This is a genomic window from Pseudomonas sp. BIGb0164 (assembly GCF_024810135.1).
Taxonomy (GTDB): Bacteria; Pseudomonadota; Gammaproteobacteria; order Pseudomonadales; family Pseudomonadaceae; genus Aquipseudomonas.
In genome coordinates this window covers 442,443-463,640 of record NZ_JANUEA010000003.1, presented here as the reverse complement: position 1 = coordinate 463,640, position 21,198 = coordinate 442,443, and the positions used below count along the sequence as shown (strand labels likewise).

At 61.7% G+C, this 21,198-nt stretch carries 18 protein-coding genes; 12 read left to right on the top strand and 6 right to left on the bottom strand.

Annotated elements, in window-relative coordinates; translation table 11 throughout:
* Positions 1-103 precede the first annotated feature (103 nt).
* Positions 104-592 (bottom strand): Lrp/AsnC ligand binding domain-containing protein, encoded by a 489-nt coding sequence (locus tag M2394_RS10000; protein WP_003176896.1) that lies wholly within the window; start codon positions 590-592, stop codon positions 104-106.
* 156 nt (positions 593-748) lie between these two features.
* Here M2394_RS10000 and dadA point away from each other — a divergent pair, with 156 nt between their 5' ends.
* The 6 genes from dadA to M2394_RS09970 all read left to right on the top strand — a co-directional run bounded on the left by dadA (position 749) and on the right by M2394_RS09970 (position 6,845).
* Positions 749-2,050 carry a D-amino acid dehydrogenase gene (dadA, locus tag M2394_RS09995; RefSeq protein ID WP_178920316.1) on the top strand — a complete coding sequence of 434 codons (1,302 nt, stop codon included), beginning with the start codon at positions 749-751 and terminating at the stop codon, positions 2,048-2,050.
* The gene (locus tag M2394_RS09990) at positions 2,022-2,375 is read left to right on the top strand and encodes a RidA family protein (RefSeq protein ID WP_145158111.1); all 354 of its coding nucleotides are present in this window, start codon (positions 2,022-2,024) and stop codon (positions 2,373-2,375) included. The genes dadA and M2394_RS09990 overlap by 29 nt, the downstream gene beginning before the upstream one ends.
* 79 nt (positions 2,376-2,454) lie before the next feature.
* A complete protein-coding gene (alr, locus tag M2394_RS09985) occupies positions 2,455-3,528 on the top strand; it encodes an alanine racemase (protein WP_259172375.1) in 1,074 nt (357 codons plus the stop codon).
* Between the two features lie 116 nt (positions 3,529-3,644).
* Positions 3,645-4,193 (top strand): cupin domain-containing protein, encoded by a 549-nt coding sequence (locus tag M2394_RS09980; protein WP_003176893.1) that lies wholly within the window; start codon positions 3,645-3,647, stop codon positions 4,191-4,193.
* A 181-nt stretch (positions 4,194-4,374) separates the two neighbouring features.
* A complete protein-coding gene (locus tag M2394_RS09975; protein ID WP_259172549.1) occupies positions 4,375-4,785 on the top strand; it encodes a cytochrome c5 family protein in 411 nt (136 codons plus the stop codon).
* A 137-nt stretch (positions 4,786-4,922) separates the two neighbouring features.
* Positions 4,923-6,845, top strand: coding sequence for an acetyl-CoA hydrolase/transferase family protein (locus M2394_RS09970; protein WP_178920313.1), 1,923 nt, complete (start codon positions 4,923-4,925; stop codon positions 6,843-6,845).
* A 147-nt stretch (positions 6,846-6,992) separates the two neighbouring features.
* Here M2394_RS09970 and M2394_RS09965 read toward each other — a convergent pair whose 3' ends face one another.
* Positions 6,993-7,565, bottom strand: coding sequence for a xanthine phosphoribosyltransferase (locus M2394_RS09965; protein WP_025856334.1), 573 nt, complete (start codon positions 7,563-7,565; stop codon positions 6,993-6,995).
* Between the two features lie 58 nt (positions 7,566-7,623).
* Entirely contained in the window at positions 7,624-9,633 is a 2,010-nt protein-coding gene (gene rep, locus M2394_RS09960) for a DNA helicase Rep (RefSeq protein ID WP_178920312.1), read from the bottom strand.
* Between the two features lie 269 nt (positions 9,634-9,902).
* Here rep and M2394_RS09955 point away from each other — a divergent pair, with 269 nt between their 5' ends.
* The gene (locus M2394_RS09955) at positions 9,903-11,567 is read left to right on the top strand and encodes a bifunctional diguanylate cyclase/phosphodiesterase (RefSeq protein ID WP_259172374.1); all 1,665 of its coding nucleotides are present in this window, start codon (positions 9,903-9,905) and stop codon (positions 11,565-11,567) included.
* 195 nt (positions 11,568-11,762) lie between these two features.
* On the opposite strand, the gene M2394_RS09950 is transcribed toward M2394_RS09955, so the two are convergent.
* Positions 11,763-13,166, bottom strand: coding sequence for a NorM family multidrug efflux MATE transporter (locus tag M2394_RS09950; protein ID WP_178920310.1), 1,404 nt, complete (start codon positions 13,164-13,166; stop codon positions 11,763-11,765).
* A gap of 150 nt (positions 13,167-13,316) precedes the next feature.
* Between M2394_RS09950 and M2394_RS09945 the strand changes: the two genes are divergently transcribed.
* The gene (locus M2394_RS09945; protein ID WP_178920309.1) at positions 13,317-14,237 is read left to right on the top strand and encodes a LysR substrate-binding domain-containing protein; all 921 of its coding nucleotides are present in this window, start codon (positions 13,317-13,319) and stop codon (positions 14,235-14,237) included.
* A gap of 177 nt (positions 14,238-14,414) precedes the next feature.
* On the top strand, positions 14,415-16,391 hold the full coding sequence (locus tag M2394_RS09940; RefSeq protein WP_178920308.1) for a methyl-accepting chemotaxis protein: 1,977 nt from the start codon (positions 14,415-14,417) through the stop codon (positions 16,389-16,391).
* A 56-nt stretch (positions 16,392-16,447) separates the two neighbouring features.
* Here M2394_RS09940 and M2394_RS09935 read toward each other — a convergent pair whose 3' ends face one another.
* Positions 16,448-17,944, bottom strand: a complete 1,497-nt coding sequence (locus tag M2394_RS09935; RefSeq protein WP_259172371.1) for a YifB family Mg chelatase-like AAA ATPase — start codon at positions 17,942-17,944, stop codon at positions 16,448-16,450.
* 195 nt (positions 17,945-18,139) lie between these two features.
* Entirely contained in the window at positions 18,140-18,400 is a 261-nt protein-coding gene (locus M2394_RS09930) for an accessory factor UbiK family protein (protein WP_025856328.1), read from the bottom strand.
* A 422-nt stretch (positions 18,401-18,822) separates the two neighbouring features.
* Here M2394_RS09930 and glnK point away from each other — a divergent pair, with 422 nt between their 5' ends.
* From glnK to M2394_RS09915, 3 genes are all read left to right on the top strand, one after another.
* Positions 18,823-19,161, top strand: a complete 339-nt coding sequence (gene glnK, locus M2394_RS09925) for a P-II family nitrogen regulator (protein ID WP_002555808.1) — start codon at positions 18,823-18,825, stop codon at positions 19,159-19,161.
* Between the two features lie 34 nt (positions 19,162-19,195).
* Positions 19,196-20,536 (top strand): ammonium transporter, encoded by a 1,341-nt coding sequence (locus tag M2394_RS09920; protein WP_176994434.1) that lies wholly within the window; start codon positions 19,196-19,198, stop codon positions 20,534-20,536.
* 211 nt (positions 20,537-20,747) lie between these two features.
* On the top strand, positions 20,748-21,173 hold the full coding sequence (locus tag M2394_RS09915; protein ID WP_178920304.1) for a secondary thiamine-phosphate synthase enzyme YjbQ: 426 nt from the start codon (positions 20,748-20,750) through the stop codon (positions 21,171-21,173).
* Positions 21,174-21,198 lie beyond the last annotated feature (25 nt).

Sequence of the window (21,198 nt, the reverse complement as noted above, 5' to 3'; positions counted from 1 at the left end):
TCGGTTAATGTGTGAGCTGGCTTGCCTGCGATGGCGGTGGGTCAGTCACCACCGCTATCGCAGGCACGCCAGCTCCCACATTTGACCCAGTTGTGTCAGTTGGTTAATCAGGAATCGGCAGGTTCAGGCTCTCCTTCACCTCTTCCATCACGATGTAGCTCTTGGACTCCCGCACATGGGGCAACTTGAGCAGGATGTCACCCAGCAATTTGCGGTAGGACGCCATCTCGGAAATCCGTGCTTTCACCAGGTAGTCGAAGTCGCCTGACACCAGGTGGCACTCCAGCACATGGGGCAGCTTCAGCACGGCGCGGCGGAATTCTTCAAAGGTGTCGCCAGACTTGTAATCGAGGCTGATCTCGACAAATACCAGCAAACTGCCCTTCAAATGCTGCGGGTTGAGCCGTGCGTTGTAGCCCATGATGATCCCTTCGCGTTCCAGCCGACGGACCCGTTCGGTACACGGCGTGGTGGACAGCCCGACCTTTTCTCCCAGTTCCGTGAACGAGATTCGCCCATCGGTCTGCAGGATGCGCAGGATGTTGCGGTCGATCTTGTCCAGCTCCCGCTTGGTCTGGGTGTTGGTACGCATAGGGGATACGCCTCTGTGAAAAGGGTTTTTGCCAAGAATTGTCGCCAAATATAGGCACTTATATAGTGAAATGCACTGGCAATAGTTTTTTACACTGCGCACATCATTGCTCGAACAACACACGTCAGCGGCCATGCCCGCGATGAGGATATAAAAATGCGCGTTCTGGTCTTGGGTAGCGGTGTCATTGGTGTGACCAGTGCCTACTATTTGGCTCGGGCCGGCTTTGAAGTCGTGGTCGTCGACCGTCAGCCTGCCGCTGCCATGGAAACCAGTTTCGCCAACGCCGGCCAGGTATCCCCGGGCTACGCGTCGCCATGGGCCGCGCCGGGTGTACCGCTCAAGGCCATCAAGTGGCTGCTGCAACGCCACGCGCCGCTGGCCATCAAGGCCACCGCCGATATCGATCAATACCTGTGGATGGCGCAGATGCTGCGCAACTGCACCGCCAGCCGTTATGCAGTGAACAAAGAGCGCATGGTGCGCCTGTCCGAGTACAGCCGTGACTGCCTCGACGAACTGCGCGCCGAGACCGGCATTGCCTATGAAGGCCGCAGCCTGGGGACTACCCAGTTGTTCCGCACCCAAGCCCAGTTGGACGGTGCCGCCAAAGACATCGCCGTGCTGAAAGAGTCCGGCGTGCCATTTGAGCTGCTCGACCGCGCCGGCATCGCTCGCGTCGAACCGGCCCTGGCCAGTGTCACCGACATCCTCGCCGGCGCCCTGCGCCTGCCGAACGACCAGACTGGCGACTGCCAGATGTTCACCACCCGCCTGGCCGACATGTGCAAGCAGTTGGGCGTGGAGTTCCGTTTCGAGCAAGACATCCAGCGCCTCGACTACGCCGGTGACCGCATCAACGGCGTTTGGATCGACGGCAAGCTGGAAACCGCCGACCGCTACGTGCTGGCCCTTGGCAGCTACTCGCCGAAGCTGCTCAAGCCACTGGGGATCAAGGCGCCGGTGTACCCGCTCAAGGGTTACTCGCTGACCGTGCCGATCACCAACCCCGCGATGGCGCCGACTTCGACCATTCTCGACGAGACCTACAAGGTCGCGATCACCCGTTTCGACAACCGCATCCGTGTCGGCGGCATGGCTGAAATAGCCGGTTTTGACCTGTCGCTGAACCCGCGTCGACGTGAAACCCTGGAGATGATCGTCAACGACCTTTATCCTCAGGGCGGCGATTTGACCGAGGCCAGCTTCTGGACCGGCCTGCGCCCGACCACGCCCGACGGCACGCCGATTGTGGGTGCCACACCGTTCAAGAACCTGTTCCTGAATACCGGCCACGGCACCCTCGGTTGGACCATGGCCTGTGGCTCCGGCCGCCTGCTGGCCGACCTGATGGCGAAGAAAACGCCGCAAATCAGTGCCGCAGGTCTTGATATTTCCCGTTATGGCAACCACCAGGAGTCCGCAAAACATGTCAATCCAGCGCCAGCTCACCAATGAGCGCATGAGCCAGATCGTTGTCCACAGCGGCACCGTGTACCTGGCAGGGCAAGTCGGCGACGACATGAGTGCCGGAATTGAACAGCAGACCCGTGAAACCCTGGCCAATATCGAGCGTTTGCTGGACCTGGCCGGCACCGACAAGAGCAAGTTGCTGTCGGTGACGATCTACCTCAAAGACATCGACGCCGACTTCGCCGGCATGAACGCGGTGTGGGACAAGTGGCTGCCCAAAGGCGTCGCTCCGGCCCGTGCCACGGTTGAAGCCAAGTTGTGCGAACCGGAAATCCTGGTAGAGCTGTCCGTCGTGGCGGCGCTGCCTTAAACCTGGATCCCTCTCCCGGTGCCGACGTTGTCGGTCGGTGCCGGTTTTTCTTTACTCTGCCGCCTAGAAGCCTGCCGCCATGCGTCCTGCCCGTGCCCTGATCGATCTCCAAGCCCTGCGCCACAACTACCAATTAGCCCGCGAAGTCACGGGGGCCAAGGCCCTGGCCGTGGTCAAGGCCGATGCCTACGGCCATGGCGCCGTGCGTGTGGCACAGGCGTTGGAAGCCGAGGCCGACGGGTTTGCGGTGGCGTGCATCGAAGAGGCATTGGAGCTGCGCGCAGCCGGCATTCAGGCGCCAGTGTTATTGCTGGAAGGCTTTTTTGAGGCCGACGAGCTGCCGCTGATCAACGAGCATGATTTGTGGTGCGTGGTGCATTCGTTGTGGCAGTTGGAGGCGATCGAGCAGGCCAGGCTGAGCAAGCCGCTGACCGTCTGGCTCAAGCTCGACTCCGGCATGCACCGGGTTGGCCTGCATCCCAAGGATTACCATGAGGCGTACCAGCGCCTGCTGGGCAGTGGCAAAGTCGCCAAGATTGTATTGATGAGCCATTTCGCCCGTGCCGATGAACTCGACTGCGTGCGCAGCAATGAACAAGTGGCGGTGTTTGAAGCGGCGCGCCAAGGCTTGTCGGCCGACGTCAGCCTGCGCAACTCGCCGTCGGTGATGGGCTGGCCGAATGTGTCCAGCGACTGGGTACGCCCGGGCATCATGCTCTACGGCGCCACGCCGTTTGGCGAAGACCAGGCGGTGGCCGCACGTTTGCAGCCGGTGATGACCCTGGAGTCCAAAGTGATTTCTGTGCGTGAACTGCCGGCCGGCGAGCCGGTGGGCTACGGCGCCAAATTCATCACACCCAAGCCGATGCGCATAGGCGTGGTTGCCATGGGCTATGCCGATGGCTACCCGCGTCATGCGCCGACCGGCACGCCAGTGCTGGTCGCCGGGCAACGCAGCCAATTGCTCGGCCGCGTTTCGATGGACATGCTGTGCATCGACCTGACGGACGTGCCCCAGGCCGGCCTTGGTTCTACGGTGGAGTTGTGGGGCAAAAACATCCTCGCCAGTGATGTTGCGGTGGCCGCCGAGACCATCCCCTACCAGATCTTCTGCAACCTGCGCCGCGTGCCAAGGCTCTATTCCGGCGCTTGACCGCCGGGTACGAACGCAGGTGCCCGGGATTTAGGCCCAAGTGTTGTAAATACTGAACGCTGTCGCCATGATAACGCTCAATTACAACAACGCCTGAATCCTAGGAGGCTCCTGCATTGGACGTCGGCGAACGACTGCAATCCATCCGTAAACTCAAGGGTCTTTCCCAGCGTGAGCTCGCCAAGCGTGCGGGTGTCACCAACAGCACCATTTCGATGATCGAAAAAAACAGCGTCAGCCCCTCGATCAGCTCCTTGCGCAAGGTGCTGGGTGGTATCCCCATGTCCATGGTCGAGTTCTTTTCCGAGGAGATCCTCCAGGAAATACCGACGCAGATCGTCTATAAAGCCAATGAGCTGATCGACATTTCCGACGGTGCCGTCACCATGAAACTGGTAGGCCGGGCGCACCCCAGCCGGGCAATTGCGTTCCTGAACGAGATCTACCCGCCAGGCGCCGACACCGGCGAAGAAATGCTCACCCATGAGGGCGAAGAAACCGGGATTCTGGTGGAAGGTCGCCTGGAGTTGGTGGTCGGTCTTGAAACTTTTGTGCTCGAAGCCGGCGATAGCTACTACTTTGAAAGCACCAAGCCCCATCGTTTTCGCAACCCGTTCGATGTGCCGGCGCGACTAATCAGCGCAGCCACACCGGCGAACTTTTGACAGAAGAGGCGTGCTGCCAGCGTTGCAGACACACCCGTCGCTGTAACCGTGACGCCGAATCTCCCTTTATTTAATAGGGTTGTTTCGGCCAGGCGGGCTAACCGTTATACTTTCGCCGCCTGCGAAACCGTGGCCGCAGGCGTGAATAGCCACCATTGAGGGTGAACGCGTGAACCTAATTATGAAAATGCTGGCTGCACCAGCAACCGTACTGGCCCTATGGGCTGTCAGCGCTCAAGCTGCGACCAATGATGAAATTGCCAAGCGCCTGGAGCCCGTGGGCCAGGTCTGTGTCCAGGGCCAGGAATGCAAGGGCATGGAAGTGGCCGTGGCCGCCGGCGGCGGTGCTGCCAAGACCCCGGACGACGTGATCGCCAAGCACTGCAACGCGTGCCATGGGACTGGTTTGCTGGGTGCCCCGAAAATCGGTGACACCGCCGCCTGGAAAGACCGCGCCGACCACCAGGGTGGCCTCGACGGTCTGTTGGCCAAGGCCATCACCGGCCTGAACGCCATGCCACCCAAAGGCACCTGCGCCGATTGCTCGGATGATGACCTCAAAGGCGCGATCAAGAAGATGTCCGGCCTCTGATCCGCCGATCTTCGCCAAAAAAGCCGCTTGTAAGCGGCTTTTTTGTGCCCCCCATTTGTGTTTCGGCGCTGTTCATTGCAGCAAAGACCCGGCAAGCTCGGTCCAACCCCTAATCATGGAATGTTCGGGAGGGTCGGATGGTGCAGTTGTGTTCAATTGAGCAAGCCGTTGACGACGTGCTGGCGCGTTTGCCCGCGCATATACACATGGGCATGCCGTTGGGCCTGGGCAAGCCCAACCTGTTCGTCAACGCGCTGTACCGGCGTATTGCCAAGTTGCCCGAGCGGCAACTGACGCTCTACACCGCCTTGAGCCTGGGCCGCCCGCCATTCGGCGATGGTTTGCAAAAGCGCTTTCTCGGGCCCTTTATCGAGCGGGTGTTCGGCGACTACCCCGAGCTGGATTTTCTCGCCGATCTGCACAAGGACAGCCTGCCGGCCAATATCCACGTGCAGCAGTTCTTCATGCAGCCCGGCAGTTTGCTCCACAGCCGTTCGGCGCAGCAGGACTACGTCAGCAGCAACTACAGCCACGCCGCCCGCGACATCAACGCCGCCGGCCTGAACCTGGTGGCGCAACTGGTCGCCAGCAGTGCCGAACACCCCGACCGCCTGAGCCTGAGCTGCAACCCGGATATCACCCTCGACCTGCTGCCGATGATCGCCAAGCGCCGCGCCGCCGGGGAAACCATCCTGGTGGTGGGCCAGGTCCACAGCGACTTGCCCTACATGCCGGGGGATTCCGAGCTGGGCATGGATGCGTTCGATTACCTGATCGATGAAAAAGACAGCACCACGCTGTTCTCCACACCAAACATGCCGGTGGGGTTCCAGGACCATTTCATCGGCCTGCATGCCAGCACGTTGGTGCGTGATGGCGGCACGTTGCAGATCGGCATCGGCTCCATGGGCGACGCGCTGACCGCCGCCTTGCTGGCCCGCCAGGCCGATAACGAGGCTTACCGCCTGCTGCTGACCGACCTTGATGTGTACCAATGGGCGCCGCTGATCAGCCATGAAGGCGGCGTCGCGCCGTTTGTGCGGGGCCTGTATGGCTGCAGCGAGATGTTCGTCAACGGCTTGCTGGTGCTGGCGGATGCCGGGATCGTGCGGCGCAAGGTGTACCCGGATGTGGCCACCCAGGAGCAGGCCAACGCTGGCACGCTGGACGACGCCGCGCAGCCCGACGGCGTGTCGATCCATGGCGGCTTCTTCCTCGGGCCGCGCAGTTTTTACCAGCGCTTGCAGGAGATGACCCACACCAAGCGCCTCGAATTCAACATGACCCGCATCAGCTACATCAACGAGCTGTACGGTCAGGAAGAACTCAAGCGCCTGCAGCGCCTGGATGCGCGGTTTATCAACAGCGCGATCATGGTTACGCTGCTGGGCGCGGGCGTTGCCGACCAGCTGGAAGACGGCCGTGTGCTCAGTGGCGTGGGCGGGCAATACAACTTTGTCGCCCAGGGCCATGCATTGGAAGGTGCACGCTCGATCCTGATTTTGCGCAGCTGGCGCGAATCGGCGGGGGAGGTGAGTTCCAATATCGTCTGGGACTACGGCCACTGCACCATTCCGCGACACCTGCGGGACATTGTCATCACTGAATACGGTATTGCCGACCTGCGTGGTCAGACGGATGCCAAAGTGATCGAGGCGTTGCTCAAGATCACCGACTCACGCTTCCAGGATGATTTGATCGAGCAGGCGCAAAAGGCCGGCAAACTGCCCGAAGGTTTCCAGTTGGCGCCGCGTTTTACCGACAACACCCCGGAGCGACTCAAAGGCATTCAGGCGCGGCATCGGCGATTGTTTCCGGAGTATCCGCTGGGCAGCGATTTCACGGAGGAGGAGCGGGATCTGTTGCGGGCGTTGAACTGGCTCAAGAGCAAATTCAAGCTGACGGAGATTCTGGAGTTGGGCAAGGCTGCGTTGGACGCGCCGGAGCCAGAGGCGTTTCCCGAGCATTTGAAGCGGATGCGGTTGGATAAGCCCGAAGGCTTGAAAGAAGACCTCTACCAGCGCCTGCTACTCGCCGGCCTACAAGCCACCGCACACTAACAAACAATGCAAATCAAATGTGGGAGCGGGCTTGCTCGCGAATGCGGTGGACCAGTCAATAGATTCAGCGACTGATACTCTGCATTCGCGAGCAAGCCCGCTCCCACATTTTGATCCGTGTTCACTGGGAATTTGCCATGTGGCAAATTATTCGATGAAGGTGACCACGCCGCCTTCCAACGACTTCACCCGTGCCAGCGACTCAACCCGGTAACCTTGTGCATCCAGCTCCGCCCGACCACCCTGGAACGACTTCTCGATCACGATCCCCAAGCCGGCCACGGTAGCGCCCGCCTGCTTGATGATCGAAATCAGCGCCTGGGACGCCTTGCCGTTGGCCAAAAAGTCGTCGATCACCAGCACGCGGTCGCTGCTGGTCAGGTGACGAGGGGAGATCGCCACGGTGCTCTCGACCTTCTTGGTGAAGGAGTACACCGTCGCCGACAGCAGGTTTTCCGTCAGGGTCAGGGACTGTTGCTTGCGCGCGAAGATCACCGGAACGCCCAGGTTCAAGCCGGTCATGATGGCCGGTGCTATCCCTGAGGCTTCGATGGTGACGATCTTGGTGATGCCCGAGTCCTTGAACAGCGCGGCGAATTCGTCGCCGATCAGTTTCATCAGTGCCGGGTCGATCTGGTGGTTCAGAAAGGCGTCGACCTTGAGTACCTGATCGGAAAGCACGATGCCTTCTTCGCGAATTTTCTTGTGCAGTGCTTCCACGGAAAGCTTCCTCTGTTGACGCAACGGGCGCCGAAAGTAGATTAAAAAGTAGTCGATTCTAGCGCTTTAACATCGCGCGTATATCCGCCAGCGCGGTGTTGCCGCGAACGGCCTTCACCTCGGTCGGGGTGTCGTCGTTGCCTTCCCAGGCCAGGTCGTCCGGCGGCAGCTCATCCAGGAACCGGCTGGGGGCACAATCGATGATTTCGCCGTATTGCTTGCGCTTGGCGGCAAAGGTAAAGGCCAGGGTCTGACGTGCGCGGGTAATGCCCACGTAGGCCAGGCGGCGTTCTTCCTCGATGGTGTCGGCTTCGATGCTGGAGCGGTGCGGGAGGATTTCCTCTTCCATGCCCATGATGAACACGTAGGGAAATTCCAGGCCCTTGGACGCATGCAAGGTCATCATCTGCACGCCCTCGGCGCCATCTTCTTCTTCCTGCTGGCGCTCGAGCATGTCGCGCAGCACCAGCTTGCCGATGGCGTCTTCGACGGTCATTTCGCCGTCTTCGTCTTTCTCCAGGGTGTTCTTCAGCGCTTCGATCAGGAACCAGACGTTGCCCATGCGGTAATCGGCGGCCTTGTCGCTGGAACTGTTGGTGCGCAGCCAGTTCTCGTAGTCGATGTCCATGACCATGCTGCGCAGGGCACTGATCGGGTCTTCGCCGGCGCACTGCTCGCGCACCTTGTCCATGAAACGCTTGAAGCGCGACAGGCGATCGGTGAAGCGTGTGTCCAGGTGTTCGCCCAGGCCGATCTCGTCGGTGGCGGCGTACATCGAGATCTTGCGCTCGGTGGCGTAGTTGCCGAGTTTTTCCAGGGTGGTGGAGCCGATCTCGCGGCGCGGCACGTTGATCACGCGCAGGAAGGCGTTGTCGTCGTCCGGGTTCACGATCAACCGGAAGTAGGCCATCAGGTCCTTTACTTCCTGGCGTCCGAAAAAGCTGTTGCCGCCCGACAGGCGATACGGCACCTGGTGGTGCTGCAATTTCAGCTCGATCAGCTTGGCCTGGTAGTTGCCGCGATAGAGGATCGCGAAATCGCTGTAAGGCCGGTCGGTACGCAAGTGCAGGCTGAGGATTTCCACGGCCACGCGCTCGGCTTCGGCGTCTTCGTTGCGGCAGCGGATCACGCGGATCTCGTCGCCGTGGCCCATCTCACTCCACAGTTGTTTTTCAAACTCGTGGGGGTTGTTCGAGATCAGCACGTTGGCACAACGCAGGATGCGGCTGGTGGAGCGGTAGTTCTGCTCCAGCATCACCACTTTCAGGGACGGGTAGTCGTCCTTGAGCAGCATCAGGTTTTCCGGGCGGGCGCCGCGCCAGGCGTAGATCGACTGGTCGTCATCACCCACCACGGTGAACTGGTTGCGCTTGCCGATCAGCATTTTCACCAGCAGGTATTGGCTGGCGTTGGTGTCCTGGTATTCGTCCACCAGCAGGTAGCGCACCTTGTTCTGCCACTTTTCGAGGATGTCGGCGTGTTCCTCGAACAGTTTTACGGGCAGCAGGATCAGGTCGTCGAAGTCCACCGCGTTGAACGCCTTGAGCGTGCGCTGGTAGTGGGTGTAGACGATGGCGGCCGTCTGTTCCTTGGGGTTGCGCGCGTTTTCCAGGGCCTGGGCGGGCAGGATCAGGTCGTTCTTCCAGGCGCCGATCATGTTCTTGATCTCATCCACGCCGTCGTCGCCTGCGTACTCCTTCTGCATGATGTCGGTCATCAGCGACTTCACGTCGGTCTCGTCGAAAATCGAGAAACCGGGCTTGTAGCCCAGGCGCACGTGCTCCTTGCGGATGATGTTCAGGCCCAGGTTATGGAAGGTACACACGGTGAGGCCACGGCCTTCGCCACCCTTGAGCAGGGTGCCGACGCGCTCTTTCATTTCCCGCGCCGCCTTGTTGGTAAAGGTCATGGCGACGATGTACTGGGCGCGGATGCCGCAGTGCTGGATCAGGTGCGCGATCTTGCGGGTGATCACGCTGGTCTTGCCGGAGCCTGCGCCGGCGAGCACCAATAGAGGGCCGCCGACGTAGTTCACGGCTTCTTGCTGCCGGGGATTGAGTCGGGACATACAGAATTTCAGGAGTCGTTATTCAAAAGGGCGGGCATTTTAACAGGCTCGCAGGATTCTGCTCTGTCAGAACGACAGTGTGACGTACCACTCGATCTAAATTTGCCGGTTTTGATACTTTGCCGCAGGATGTGGTGGGCTTTTTGTGGTTTGGGCCAAGACGAATGTTTACAGCCGGCGTATTTGATAACCCCTATCATTGGTGATTATCAGGCCGCACGTCATAATGCCCGCCGCCAACGAATTCTTGCAGAGTCTAGGGAGCTAGCTTGTCTACGCCTGTCGAACCCTTGCGTTTGCTGCTGCTGGCCGATGAGCCCGCGTGGGCAGCGTTATTGCGCGAGTGCCTGGCGCCGATGGGCGATGGGGCTGTGCTGATCAGTGCGCCAAATTGGGATTCCGTGAGCCGTCTGTTCGATGACGACCACGGTGCCGTGCTGTTGACCACTCCCCACCTGCAACCCGGTCCGGGCCGCTGCAGCTTGCCTTGTGTATTGCTGCTGGAGCAGGAGCCGCTGGTGTCGCCCCTCGGTGTCAGCGATTGGCTGATCCGTGATGTATTGGACGCCGATACACTGCGCCGCTGCCTGCGCCATGTGCGCGAGCGGGGTGTGCTGGAAAACACCTTGCAGCGCCTGGCCGAACAGGACCCGCTCACCGGTATTGCCAATCGACAGGGCTTCCAGACCTTGCTCGCGGCGCGACTGGCCGAGAACGAAGGCCGCGGCCTGGCCCTCGGGCATCTGGACCTCGACAATTTCCGCCACGCCAACGACGCCCTCGGCCACCAGGCCGGCGACCGGTTGATCCTGCAAGTGGTCTCGCGGCTCAAGAGCCAGCTTGAGGCCGGGGACCAACTGGCACGCCTGGGCAGCGATGAATTCGCCCTGCTGATCGACACCCGCCGTGCGCCCCAGCGCGCCGAGTGGATGGCCGAGCGCATCACCGAAGTCATGGCCGAGCCCTACTGGGTCGATGGCGAGAGCCTGCTGATCGGCTGCAGCCTGGGCGTGGCCCATGCTCGCGCCCGTGCCGGTGCTGACCCGCTGATGTGGCACGCGCATATCGCCATGCAGCAAGCCAAGAGCACCCAGGGTTGCACCTTTCATATCTTCAACGAGCGCATCAACCGCAACGCGCGCAGCCTGGCCGACCTGGAAAGTGAGCTGCGCCGTGCCCTGCGTCGGGATGAACTGGAACTGCATTACCAACCGCGCCTGGACCTGGACGATGGGCATATCGTCGGCCTGGAAGCCCTGGTGCGTTGGCGCCACGGTGAGCGCGGCCTGTTGCCGCCGAGTGAATTCGTGCCCCTGGCCGAGCAGAGCGGCCTGATCGTGCCCCTGGGCTACTGGGTGATTTCCCGGGCCCTGCGCGACATGCAGGACTTGCGCGAACGCGGCCTGCCGCCGTTGCACATGGCGGTCAACCTGTCGTTCCGCCAGTTCCAGGACAGCCAGTTGCTTTCCACCCTCAGCCGGCTGATTGCCGAGCGCGGTGTTGAAGCGCAATGGCTGGAGTTCGAGCTGACCGAAACCGCCGTGATGCGCCGCAGTGATCTGGTCAAGCAGACCATGGACGCACTCGGCCGTTTGGGCGTGCGGTTTTCCCTGGATGACTTCGGCACCGGTTTTTCCTCGTTCGTGCACCTCAACAGCCTGCCGATTGCCTTGCTGAAGATCGACAAGAGCTTCGTCGGCGGCATGGAAGAGCGTGAAGAGAACCGCAAGCTGGTGCACGCGATGATCAACCTGGCCCACAACCTGAACCTGGAAGTGGTGGCCGAAGGTGTGGAAACCCCTGAGCAACTGGCGCTGTTGCGTTTGTTTGGCTGCGACCAGGCCCAGGGTTACCTGATCAGCAAACCGTTGCCGTTGCCGGAGCTGGTTGAATACCTGACCTTCGGCAAGGGCCAGCAGGCCCTGCTGGGCTGAATGGCGAACCCCACCAACTGTAGGAACCGGCTTGCCAGCTCCCACATTTGGACCGGTGGATCCCCAGCTTCTTCAGGCGATAATCCTGATCTGCGCCGCTGCCGTCTGACACAACGCGGATAAAACTGTGGGAGCTGGCTTGCCTGCGATGGCGGTGTATCAGCACCAGATGAGTTATCTGACCGCGCACGTCCTCTAGTCAGGCTGCATTGCCTGGAATTCAGCGCGGGTCTCAGGGTTTTTGCGGATCATGCGTTTCATCTTCGCTTCGAATGCCCAGGTCAGGCTGATGGCCGCGCAGGCCAGGCCCAGGGCCAGCCCCCACCACACCCCGGTCGGGCCCCAGCCCAGGTGGAAGGCCATCCACCAGGCCGACGGCGCGCCGATCAACCAGTAGCAACCCAACCCCACCAGGAAGGTGGTCTTGGCGTCCTTCAGCCCACGGATGCAGCCCATTGCGATGGTCTGCACGCCGTCGAACAGCTCAAACCACGCCGCCACTGCCAACAGGCTGACAGCCAGCACGATCACGTCGTGGAAGGCCGGATCGTTATGGTCGAGGAACAGCCCGATCAGCGGGTCGGAAAACAGCCACAGCACTGCCGCAAATGCCAACATCACTGCCGCGCCAAACCCGATGCCCACCCGCCCGGCCAGGCGTGCCTGCAGCAACTGCTCGGCGCCGTAGTGCTGGCCGATGCGCATGGTCACCGCGTAGGACATGCCGGCCGGCACCATAAAGGCCACCGACACGATCTGCAGGGCAATCTGGTGCGCCGCCAACTGCGTGCTGCCCATGGTGCCCATGCACAGCGCGGCGAAGGCAAACAATCCGACTTCCACCGCATAGGTGCCGCCGATCGGCAGGCCTAGGCGCCACAGCTCGCGCAAATACTGGGTGTTGAGACGCAGCAGGCCTTTGCCCAGCGGGTAGGCCGAGTAGGTCCGATTGCTGCGGATGTACCACCACAGCGCCAGGGCCATGCTGTTGGCGACAAGGGCGGTGACCAGGCCAATGCCCATCAGCCCCAGTTTCGGCAGGCCGAACATGCCTTCTATCAGTGCGTGGTTGAGCAGGTAGTTGGCCACCGCACCGCACAGGCTGATCACCATCACCGGCTGCGCCTTGCCAATCGCGCTGGTAAAACCGCGCAGTGTCATGAAACTGAGGAAACCCGGCAGGGCAAACGGCAGGATCGTCAGGAATTGCCCGGCCGAGTGCACGTTGGCTTCGGTCTGGCCAAACATCAGCAACAGCGGCTTGAGGTTCCACAGCAGCAGACCCGCCGCCAGCGCCATCAGCCACGCCAGCCACAGCCCGGCCTGGGTCAGGCGGGTGGCGCCGTCGATATCGCCCGCGCCGTGCCGAATGGCCACCAGGGTGCCCACGGCAGCAATCACGCCGATGCAGAAAATCGACACAAAGGAATAGCTGGCCGCGCCCAGGCCACCACCGGCCAGGGCTTCGGGGCTCAGGCGGGCCATCATCAGGGTGTCGGTCAGCACCATCAGCATGTGCGCCAACTGTGAGGCAATCAACGGCCCTGACAGCCGCAGGATGGCCCAGAGTTCGGTACGCGCCGGATGCTGCATGATCATCACGCTCGAAAAGTCAGAGGGGTGGGGAAGGGTCGATTCTCGGCGCTCCTGGTGCATTGCACAAAAGGATAAAAGCGATCGTTCGCATGACTAATACTCATGTATACGGATTCTGCTAGGGTGCTGCTTTGGTTTGTAGGAGTTTTCCGTATGTCGCGCCGCCTCCCTCCGCTTTATGCCCTGCGTGCATTTGAGGCTGCGTCCCGGCATAACTCCTTCACGCGCGCCGCCGAGGAGCTGTCGATCACCCAGAGTGCGGTCAGCCGGCATATCCGTACGCTGGAAGAGCATTTTGCCTGTCGCCTGTTCCAGCGCAGCGGGCGCACCCTGCAACTCACCGAAGCGGCGCGCCTGCTGTTGCCCGGCGTGCGTGAAGGCTTTGCCGCGCTGGAGCGGGCCTGCCATACACTGAATGCCGAAGACGACATCCTGCGCATGAAAGCACCCTCGACCCTGACCATGCGCTGGCTGCTGGCGCGGCTCAGTCGTTTCCGGGCGTTGCAGCCGGGCAACGAGGTGCAACTGACCAGTGCGTGGATGAGCGTGGATGAGGTGGACTTCAATCAGGAGCCGTTCGATTGTGCGGTGCTGCTGAGCTACGGACATTTCCCGGCCGATTGGGAAGCCAGTTACCTGTTCCCCGAGTTGCTGATTCCAGTGGGGGCGCCCAACCTGCTTGAGGATGGGCCCTGGGATGCAGCGCGCCTGGCCACCGCCGAGTTGCTGCATCCCACGCCCGACCGCCGCGACTGGCGCAATTGGCTGGAGCGCATGGGCTTGTCGTCCCAGGTGTCGCTCAAGGGCGGGCAGGTGTTCGATACCCTTGAACTGGGCATGATCGCTGCCGCGCGGGGCTACGGGGTGTCCATGGGCGACCTGCTGATGGTGGCGGAGGACGTGGCTCAGGGGCGGTTGAGCCTGCCGTGGCCCACCGCAGTCGCCAGTGGTGAAAACTATTACTTGGTGTGGCCGAAAACCCGCCCCGGGGGAGAGCGGCTGCGACGTTTGGCGGAGTTTCTTCAGGGCGAAGTCAAGGCCATGGAATTGCCTCAGGTGCAGCGCCTCGACTGATGCGCGGCCTACCGTTCGTGCAATCGTTTGCGCGATACCCCTGTGAATCGCTCAAGTATTGCCCGCGCCCGCCGAAGAAGGTGTGTTGGAACCATCGTGCACCAACGTTTCCCACCAGATAATTTGCCGAGCAGCGCTATGAGATCAGGATGATCCTGGCCTCGGCCAGGAGCTGTCATGTCTCAACCTCGCGCTCGGATCGCCTCCCAACTAGGCCTCGCCTTGGCCGTTATTCTGGCTGTCGTCATCAGCGGCAGTACCGTCTTTGCCTTGCGTTCCCTCGACTCGGCCAACCTCGACACCCGCGAGGAACACCTGGCCAGCGAGGCGCGTTTGCTGGCCGACCAACTCAATACCTTCCACAGCACCTTGCGCGAGAGTACCCAGCGTTTGAGCGGGCTGTTCGAAAAGCGCTTCGGCGCCGGCCTGAGCGTGCGTGCAGACCAGCCAGTCACCGTGGCCGGCGTGCAAACCCCAAGCCTGTACCTGGGCGAGGAGGTGCTGAACAACAACTTTGATGAAGTGGATGAGTTCAAGCAGATGTCCGGCGGCGTGGCCACGGTGTTCGTGCGCAGCGGCGAGGACTTCATTCGTATCAGCACCTCGCTGACCAAGCAGGACGGCAACCGGGCCATCGGTACCGTGCTCGACCACCAGCACCCGGCGTACCAGCGCCTGCTGTCAGGGCAGAATTACGTGGGCCGGGCCGTGCTGTTCGACCGCTCCTACATGACCCAGTACACCCCGGTGCGTGACGCCAGCGGCAAGGTCATCGCCGTGTTGTTCATCGGCTTTGACTACACCGACGAGCAGAAGGCCCAGTTCGACAACCTCAAGCGCTTCCGTATCGGCCAGACCGGCTCGCTGGCGCTGTTGGACGAACAGAAACATTGGTTGGTGCCACCGGCGGGCGTGCAGGCGCTGGATCAGGCGATCCCGGTGATGCTCGACCTGGCGAAGAAGCCCGGTGAAGGCCGCTTCTGGAGTGACAAGAACGAAGATTTCTACAGCGTCTCGGTGCCGTTCGAAGGCGGCCCGTGGTCGGTGGTGGCGAGCATGCCGAAGTCCGAGATCCGCGCAGTCACTTGGGCGGTAGGTATTCGCCTGGTGATCGGCAGCGTGCTGGCAATGCTGCTGGCGGTCGGCGCGGCGGTCTGGCTGCTGCGCAGCAAACTGCAGCCGTTGAGTGACCTGGTGCGCCAGGCCGAAGCCCTGGGCGCCGGCGATTTGAGCGCACGCTTGAACGTGGCCAGCCATGACGAAATCGGCCAGTTGGCGCGCAGCTTCAACCAGATGGGTGAAGCCTTGTCGACCATGGTCTCGCACATCCGCAAGGCGGCCGAAGAGGTCAACAGCCGGGCACAGGCCTTGTCCGGGTTGTCCGGTGGCGCTTATGAAGGCATGGAACAGCAGTCCGGCGAGATCACCAGCATGGCCGGCGCAGTGGAAGAGTTCAGTGCCACCTCGCTGAACATTGCCGACAACATGGGCAACACCGAACGCCTGGCCCAGGAAAATGCCCAGCAGACCCGCATCGGTCGCACCTCGATGCAAGAAGCCTCGTCGTCGCTGGAACATATCGCCACGGCACTGAACAGCACGGCCACGGTGATCAACACCTTGGGCCAACGCTCCCAGGAAATCGGCGGGATTGTGGGAGTGATCACCTCGATTGCCGAGCAGACCAACCTGTTGGCGCTCAACGCCGCCATCGAAGCTGCACGGGCCGGCGAGCAAGGCCGTGGTTTCGCGGTGGTCGCCGACGAGGTGCGCAACCTGGCGTCGCGTACCCGTGAGGCCACTGATGAAATCTCCGGGATGATCCAGAGCATCCAGCAGGAAACCGGCAACGCCATCAGCACCATGGAGCGCGGCAATGTGTTGATGCAAGAAGGCCTGTCGCGTAACGCCGACGTGGCTTCGGCCCTGGCGCGCATCGACGAGCAAAGCCGCTCGGCCGGTCAGCAATTTGCGGCGATCACCACCGCTACCCAGGAACAGAGCAGCACCGCGAACGTGCTCAGCAGCAACCTGCAAAGCATTGCGCTGGCCAACAGCGAACAGCGTGAAGTGGTGTCGAACCTGGCGATCACCGCCAAGGAACTGGAAACCCTGGCGGCGGGCTTGCGCCAAGAGGTCGACCGCTTCCGCTGACACCCCGCCCCCTGTAGGCGCCGGCAAGCCGGCTCCTACCCTGGTAGGTGTTGCGCTCAGGTGATGGCTGCCGGCCGATATTGCAGGGCCTCTTGCAGGTGATGGCGTGCGATTGCGTCTGTCTGCTCAAGGTCGGCCAGGGTCCGCGCTACTTTCAGCAGCCTGTGAGCCGCCCGCAGGGACAAGGTCAGCCGCTCGCAGGCGGTCTCCAGCCAGCCTTCATCGACCTTCGACAGCTGGCAGTGCTGGCGTAACCCCGGTAGGTCCAGAAAGGCATTGGCACAACCCTGGCGCCGTTGCTGGCGTTCACGGGCTGCGCAGACCTGCTTGGATGCACTGGCGGTATCGTCGCCGGCCTGCGGTGTCGGGTTCAGCGCTGTGCTTTCCCGTGCAACGGTCAGGTGCAGGTCGATGCGGTCCAGCAGCGGCCCGGAGAGCTTGTTGCGGTAGCGTTGTATCTGTTCCGGTGTGCAGCGGCAGCGCCCACTGGGTTCGCCCAGGTAGCCGCAAGGGCAGGGGTTCATGGCCGCCACCAGCTGGAAGCGTGCCGGGAAACTCACCCGGTCGCGAGCGCGGGAAATCACGATGTGCCCCGACTCCAGGGGTTCACGCAGCACCTCAAGCACCTTGCGATCGAACTCCGGCAGTTCATCCAGGAACAGCACACCGTGATGGGCCAGTGTGATCTCCCCCGGCTGCGGCTTCGACCCGCCCCCCACCAAGGCCGGGCCGGACGCCGAATGGTGGGGCTGACGAAATGGCCTATGAGGCCAGTGGCTCAAGGGAGCCAGGCTGACGACGGACTGAATTGCCGCGACTTCCAGGGCTTCCTGTTCACTCAGCGGTGGCAGCAGGCCCGGCAGGCGGCTGGCGAGCAAGGTCTTGCCCGTACCGGGTGGCCCGCTCAACAGCAGGTTATGCGCGCCCGCCGCCGCGATCAGCAGCGCACGCTTGGCTGCCAGTTGACCCTGGACTTCGCTCAAGTCCGGGTAAGGTTTGTTCAGGTACTGCAAACCATCAGATGTGTAGGGCTCGATGGGCTGATGCCCATTGAGGTGCGCCACCACTTGCAGCAGATGGTCCGCCGCGATCACCTTCAACCCCGCCGCCAGGCACGCCTCCTCGGCATTCGCCCGGGGCACTATCACGGTGCGCCCGGCCTTGCGTGCCGCCAGCGCAGCTGGCAACACTCCCTTCACTGCGCGCACCTCGCCCGACAGCGCAAGTTCCCCCAGGCATTCCACATCGTCGAGCATCAACGACGGCACCTGCACGCTGGCCGCGAGAATCCCCAGGGCAATCGCCAGATCAAAACGCCCGCCGTCCTTGGGCAGGTCGGCGGGCGCGAGGTTGAGGGTGATACGGCGGGCGGGGTATTGCAGTGCGCTGTTGAGGATCGCGCTGCGTACGCGGTCTTTGCTCTCCTTGACGGCGGTTTCGGGCAGGCCGACCAGGGTCAGGGATGGCAGGCCGTTGGCCATGTGCACTTCGACGGTGACGGCAGGGGCTTCAACGCCGATTTGGGCGCGGCTGTGGACGATGGCGAGGGACATGCTCGTTCCTTGAATGGAGGGCCGCTTCCTGCGGTTTTTCAAGGGTAGACGAGGTGGGAGAGAGCGAGGCGGGGGAGGTTTTACAGAACGTATCGGTAACCTGTAGGAGCCGGCTTGCCGGCGATGGCGACCTGGAGGCAGGTGTTGAGCCTGAGGGCCTCATCGCTGGCAAGCCAGCTCCTACAGAGGGCGGCGTTATTCAGTGGGCGGTGTCAGCCGTGCTTCCAGCTCTGCCACCTTCGCCTCCAGGCTCTCCAGCCGTGCACGCGTACGGGCCAGCACGACCATCTGGCTATCAAACTCTTCCCGGCTGACCAGGTCGAGTTTGCTGAAGCCGCTTTGCAGCAGCGCCTTGAACTGGCTTTCGATTTCGTTGCGGGGCAGCGGGGTGTCGCCGCTGAACAGGCGAGAGGCGTGGCCGCTCAGGGCGTCGAGGAGGTCTTTGGGCGCGAGCATGGGAAATATTCCGGAAAACTGTTGGCCAGCAGTGTACCACGCACCGTCTATAGTCTTTTTCACGGGCGGGCGCGCACGCTTTTCGCGCAGTGGGGCGGGCAGTGGCGCACTGTTTTTGTGCGCATTGCCGCCGCGAAAAAGCCCCGGAGGTGGGCATAAGTGGGCAAAGGACTGATTTCAGTGATTTTTACGGAGCTGGCAAGGTTTCTGCTTAGACGATCATGACCCATGCACTGATGCAGTCGCTGTGACGAATGCAGTGCGCCGACGGATCAGGGGTACAGGTTTCGTCACCAGTGGTTCGCTGGCGTCGCAAAGGCAAATGCCGAGGCGACGACGCGTTACAAAGCCAGGCACTGCGCTTAGACTTGAGACGGGTTTGTTTTCCTGGGGCAAGTCCACCAATTCGGGAGAGAGTTTTCATGAAGCTAGTCACTGCCATCATCAAGCCGTTCAAGTTGGACGATGTACGCGAGTCGTTGTCCGAGATCGGCGTGCAGGGCATTACCGTTACTGAGGTCAAAGGCTTCGGTCGGCAGAAGGGTCACACCGAGCTGTATCGCGGCGCGGAATACGTGGTCGATTTCCTGCCGAAGGTGAAGATTGATGTCGCCATTGACGACAAGGATCTTGACCGGGTTATCGAGGCGATAACCAAGGCCGCCAACACCGGCAAGATCGGTGACGGCAAGATCTTCGTGGTCAATCTGGAACAGGCTATTCGCATCCGTACCGGCGAAACCGATACCGACGCAATCTAAGCCGCCAAACCCCAACGCCCCAGGAGAAAACAATATGACTCTGCGTAAATTCGCAGGGCTAGGAGCCCTGTTGTCCCTCGTAATGCCGGCCCTGGCATTGGCGGCGGATCCAGCCCCTGCTCCAGTCCTCAATTCCGGCGACACCGCGTGGATGCTCACATCCACCGCGCTGGTACTGTTCATGACCATTCCGGGCCTGGCGCTGTTCTACGGCGGCATGGTTCGCTCCAAAAACATTCTGTCCGTGATGATGCAGTGCTTCGCCATCACCGGCCTGATCACCATTCTGTGGTTCGTCTACGGCTACAGCATGGCGTTCGACACCACCGGCATGGAAGCAGGCGTCGTCAACTTCAACTCCTTCGTGGGCGGCCTGTCCAAGTTGTTCCTGTCGGGCGTCACCCCGGCAAGCATCACCGGCCCTGCGGCGCTGTTCCCTGAAGCGGTGTTCGTCACCTTCCAGATGACCTTCGCCATCATCACCCCTGCGCTGATCGTCGGTGCTTTCGCCGAGCGCATGAAGTTCTCCGCGATGCTGATCTTCATGGGCGTCTGGTTCACCCTGGTCTACGCGCCGATTGCCCACATGGTATGGGGCGGTCCGGGTTCGTTGCTGGGCGACTGGGGCGTGCTGGACTTCGCTGGCGGCACCGTGGTGCACATCAACGCCGGTGTGGCTGGCCTGGTGGCGTGCCTGGTACTGGGCAAGCGCAAAGGTTTCCCGACCACGCCAATGGCACCGCACAACCTGGGTTACACCCTGGTGGGCGCGGCGATGCTGTGGGTCGGCTGGTTCGGCTTCAACGCCGGTTCCGCTGCGGCGGCTAACGGCACTGCCGGCATGGCGATGCTGGTTACCCAGATCGCGACCGCTGCTGCGGCCCTGGGCTGGATGTTCGCCGAGTGGGTCACCCACGGTAAGCCAAGCGCACTGGGCATCGCCTCGGGTGTCGTGGCTGGCCTGGTCGCAATCACTCCGGCCGCTGGCACCGTGGGCCCGATGGGCGCCCTGGTGATCGGCCTGGCAGCGGGCGTGGTGTGCTTCTTCTGCGCCACTACCCTGAAACGCAAACTGGGCTACGACGACTCCCTGGACGCCTTCGGCGTGCACGGCATCGGCGGTATCCTCGGCGCGATCCTGACCGGCGTGTTCGCTGCCCCTTCGCTGGGCGGCTTCAACGCGGCCACCACTGACATCGCGGCGCAAGTCTGGATCCAGTGCAAAGGCGTCGGCTTCACCGTGATCTACACGGCCATCGTGACCTTCATCATCCTCAAGGTGCTGGATGCCGTGATGGGTCTGCGGGTTACCGAAGAAGAAGAGGCGGTTGGCCTCGACCTGGCGCAACACAACGAACGCGGCTACAACTTGTAAGTACGCGAAAAAAAGATGCCCGGCTTGCCGGGCATTTTTTTGTCTGGTGTTTGTCAGTCATAGGGCGCTGTACCGGTTTTTGCGTCGAGTTTGTGATGGGGCGCACGCGGCACTTTTGAGCATGCGAATGTCTTACAGGCATGTAGGCGTATTCGACACTTTGTTTTTTCCCAGAGCGCGCTAGAATGCGCGCCGATGGGCGGAGAACTGTATGTGGCAACAGACCCTGATTACCCTGCGGGCAAAGCCCCGGGGCTTTCACTTGGTGACCGATGAGTTGCTGGCCGGCTTGCCTGAATTGAAGGCCTGTCGTGTGGGGCTTTTGCACCTGTGGCTGCAGCACACCTCGGCCTCGTTGACCGTCAACGAGAATGCCGATCCGGCGGTTCGCCGTGACTTCGAGCGTTACTTCAATTCGCTGGTGCCGCAAGGCCGCGCCGGATTCGAACACAACGACGAAGGTCCGGATGACCTGCCGGCGCACTTCAAGGCCAGTCTCCTGGGCTGCCAGCTGAGTTTGCCGGTCAAGGCCGGCCGCTTGGCGATGGGGACCTGGCAAGGTGTTTATCTGGGCGAGCACCGTGATCATGGCGGTGCTCGTAAAGTCCTCGTCACCTTGCACGGTGAAGAGGCATAAGCCACTGGAAATCCAGTGGATGTTG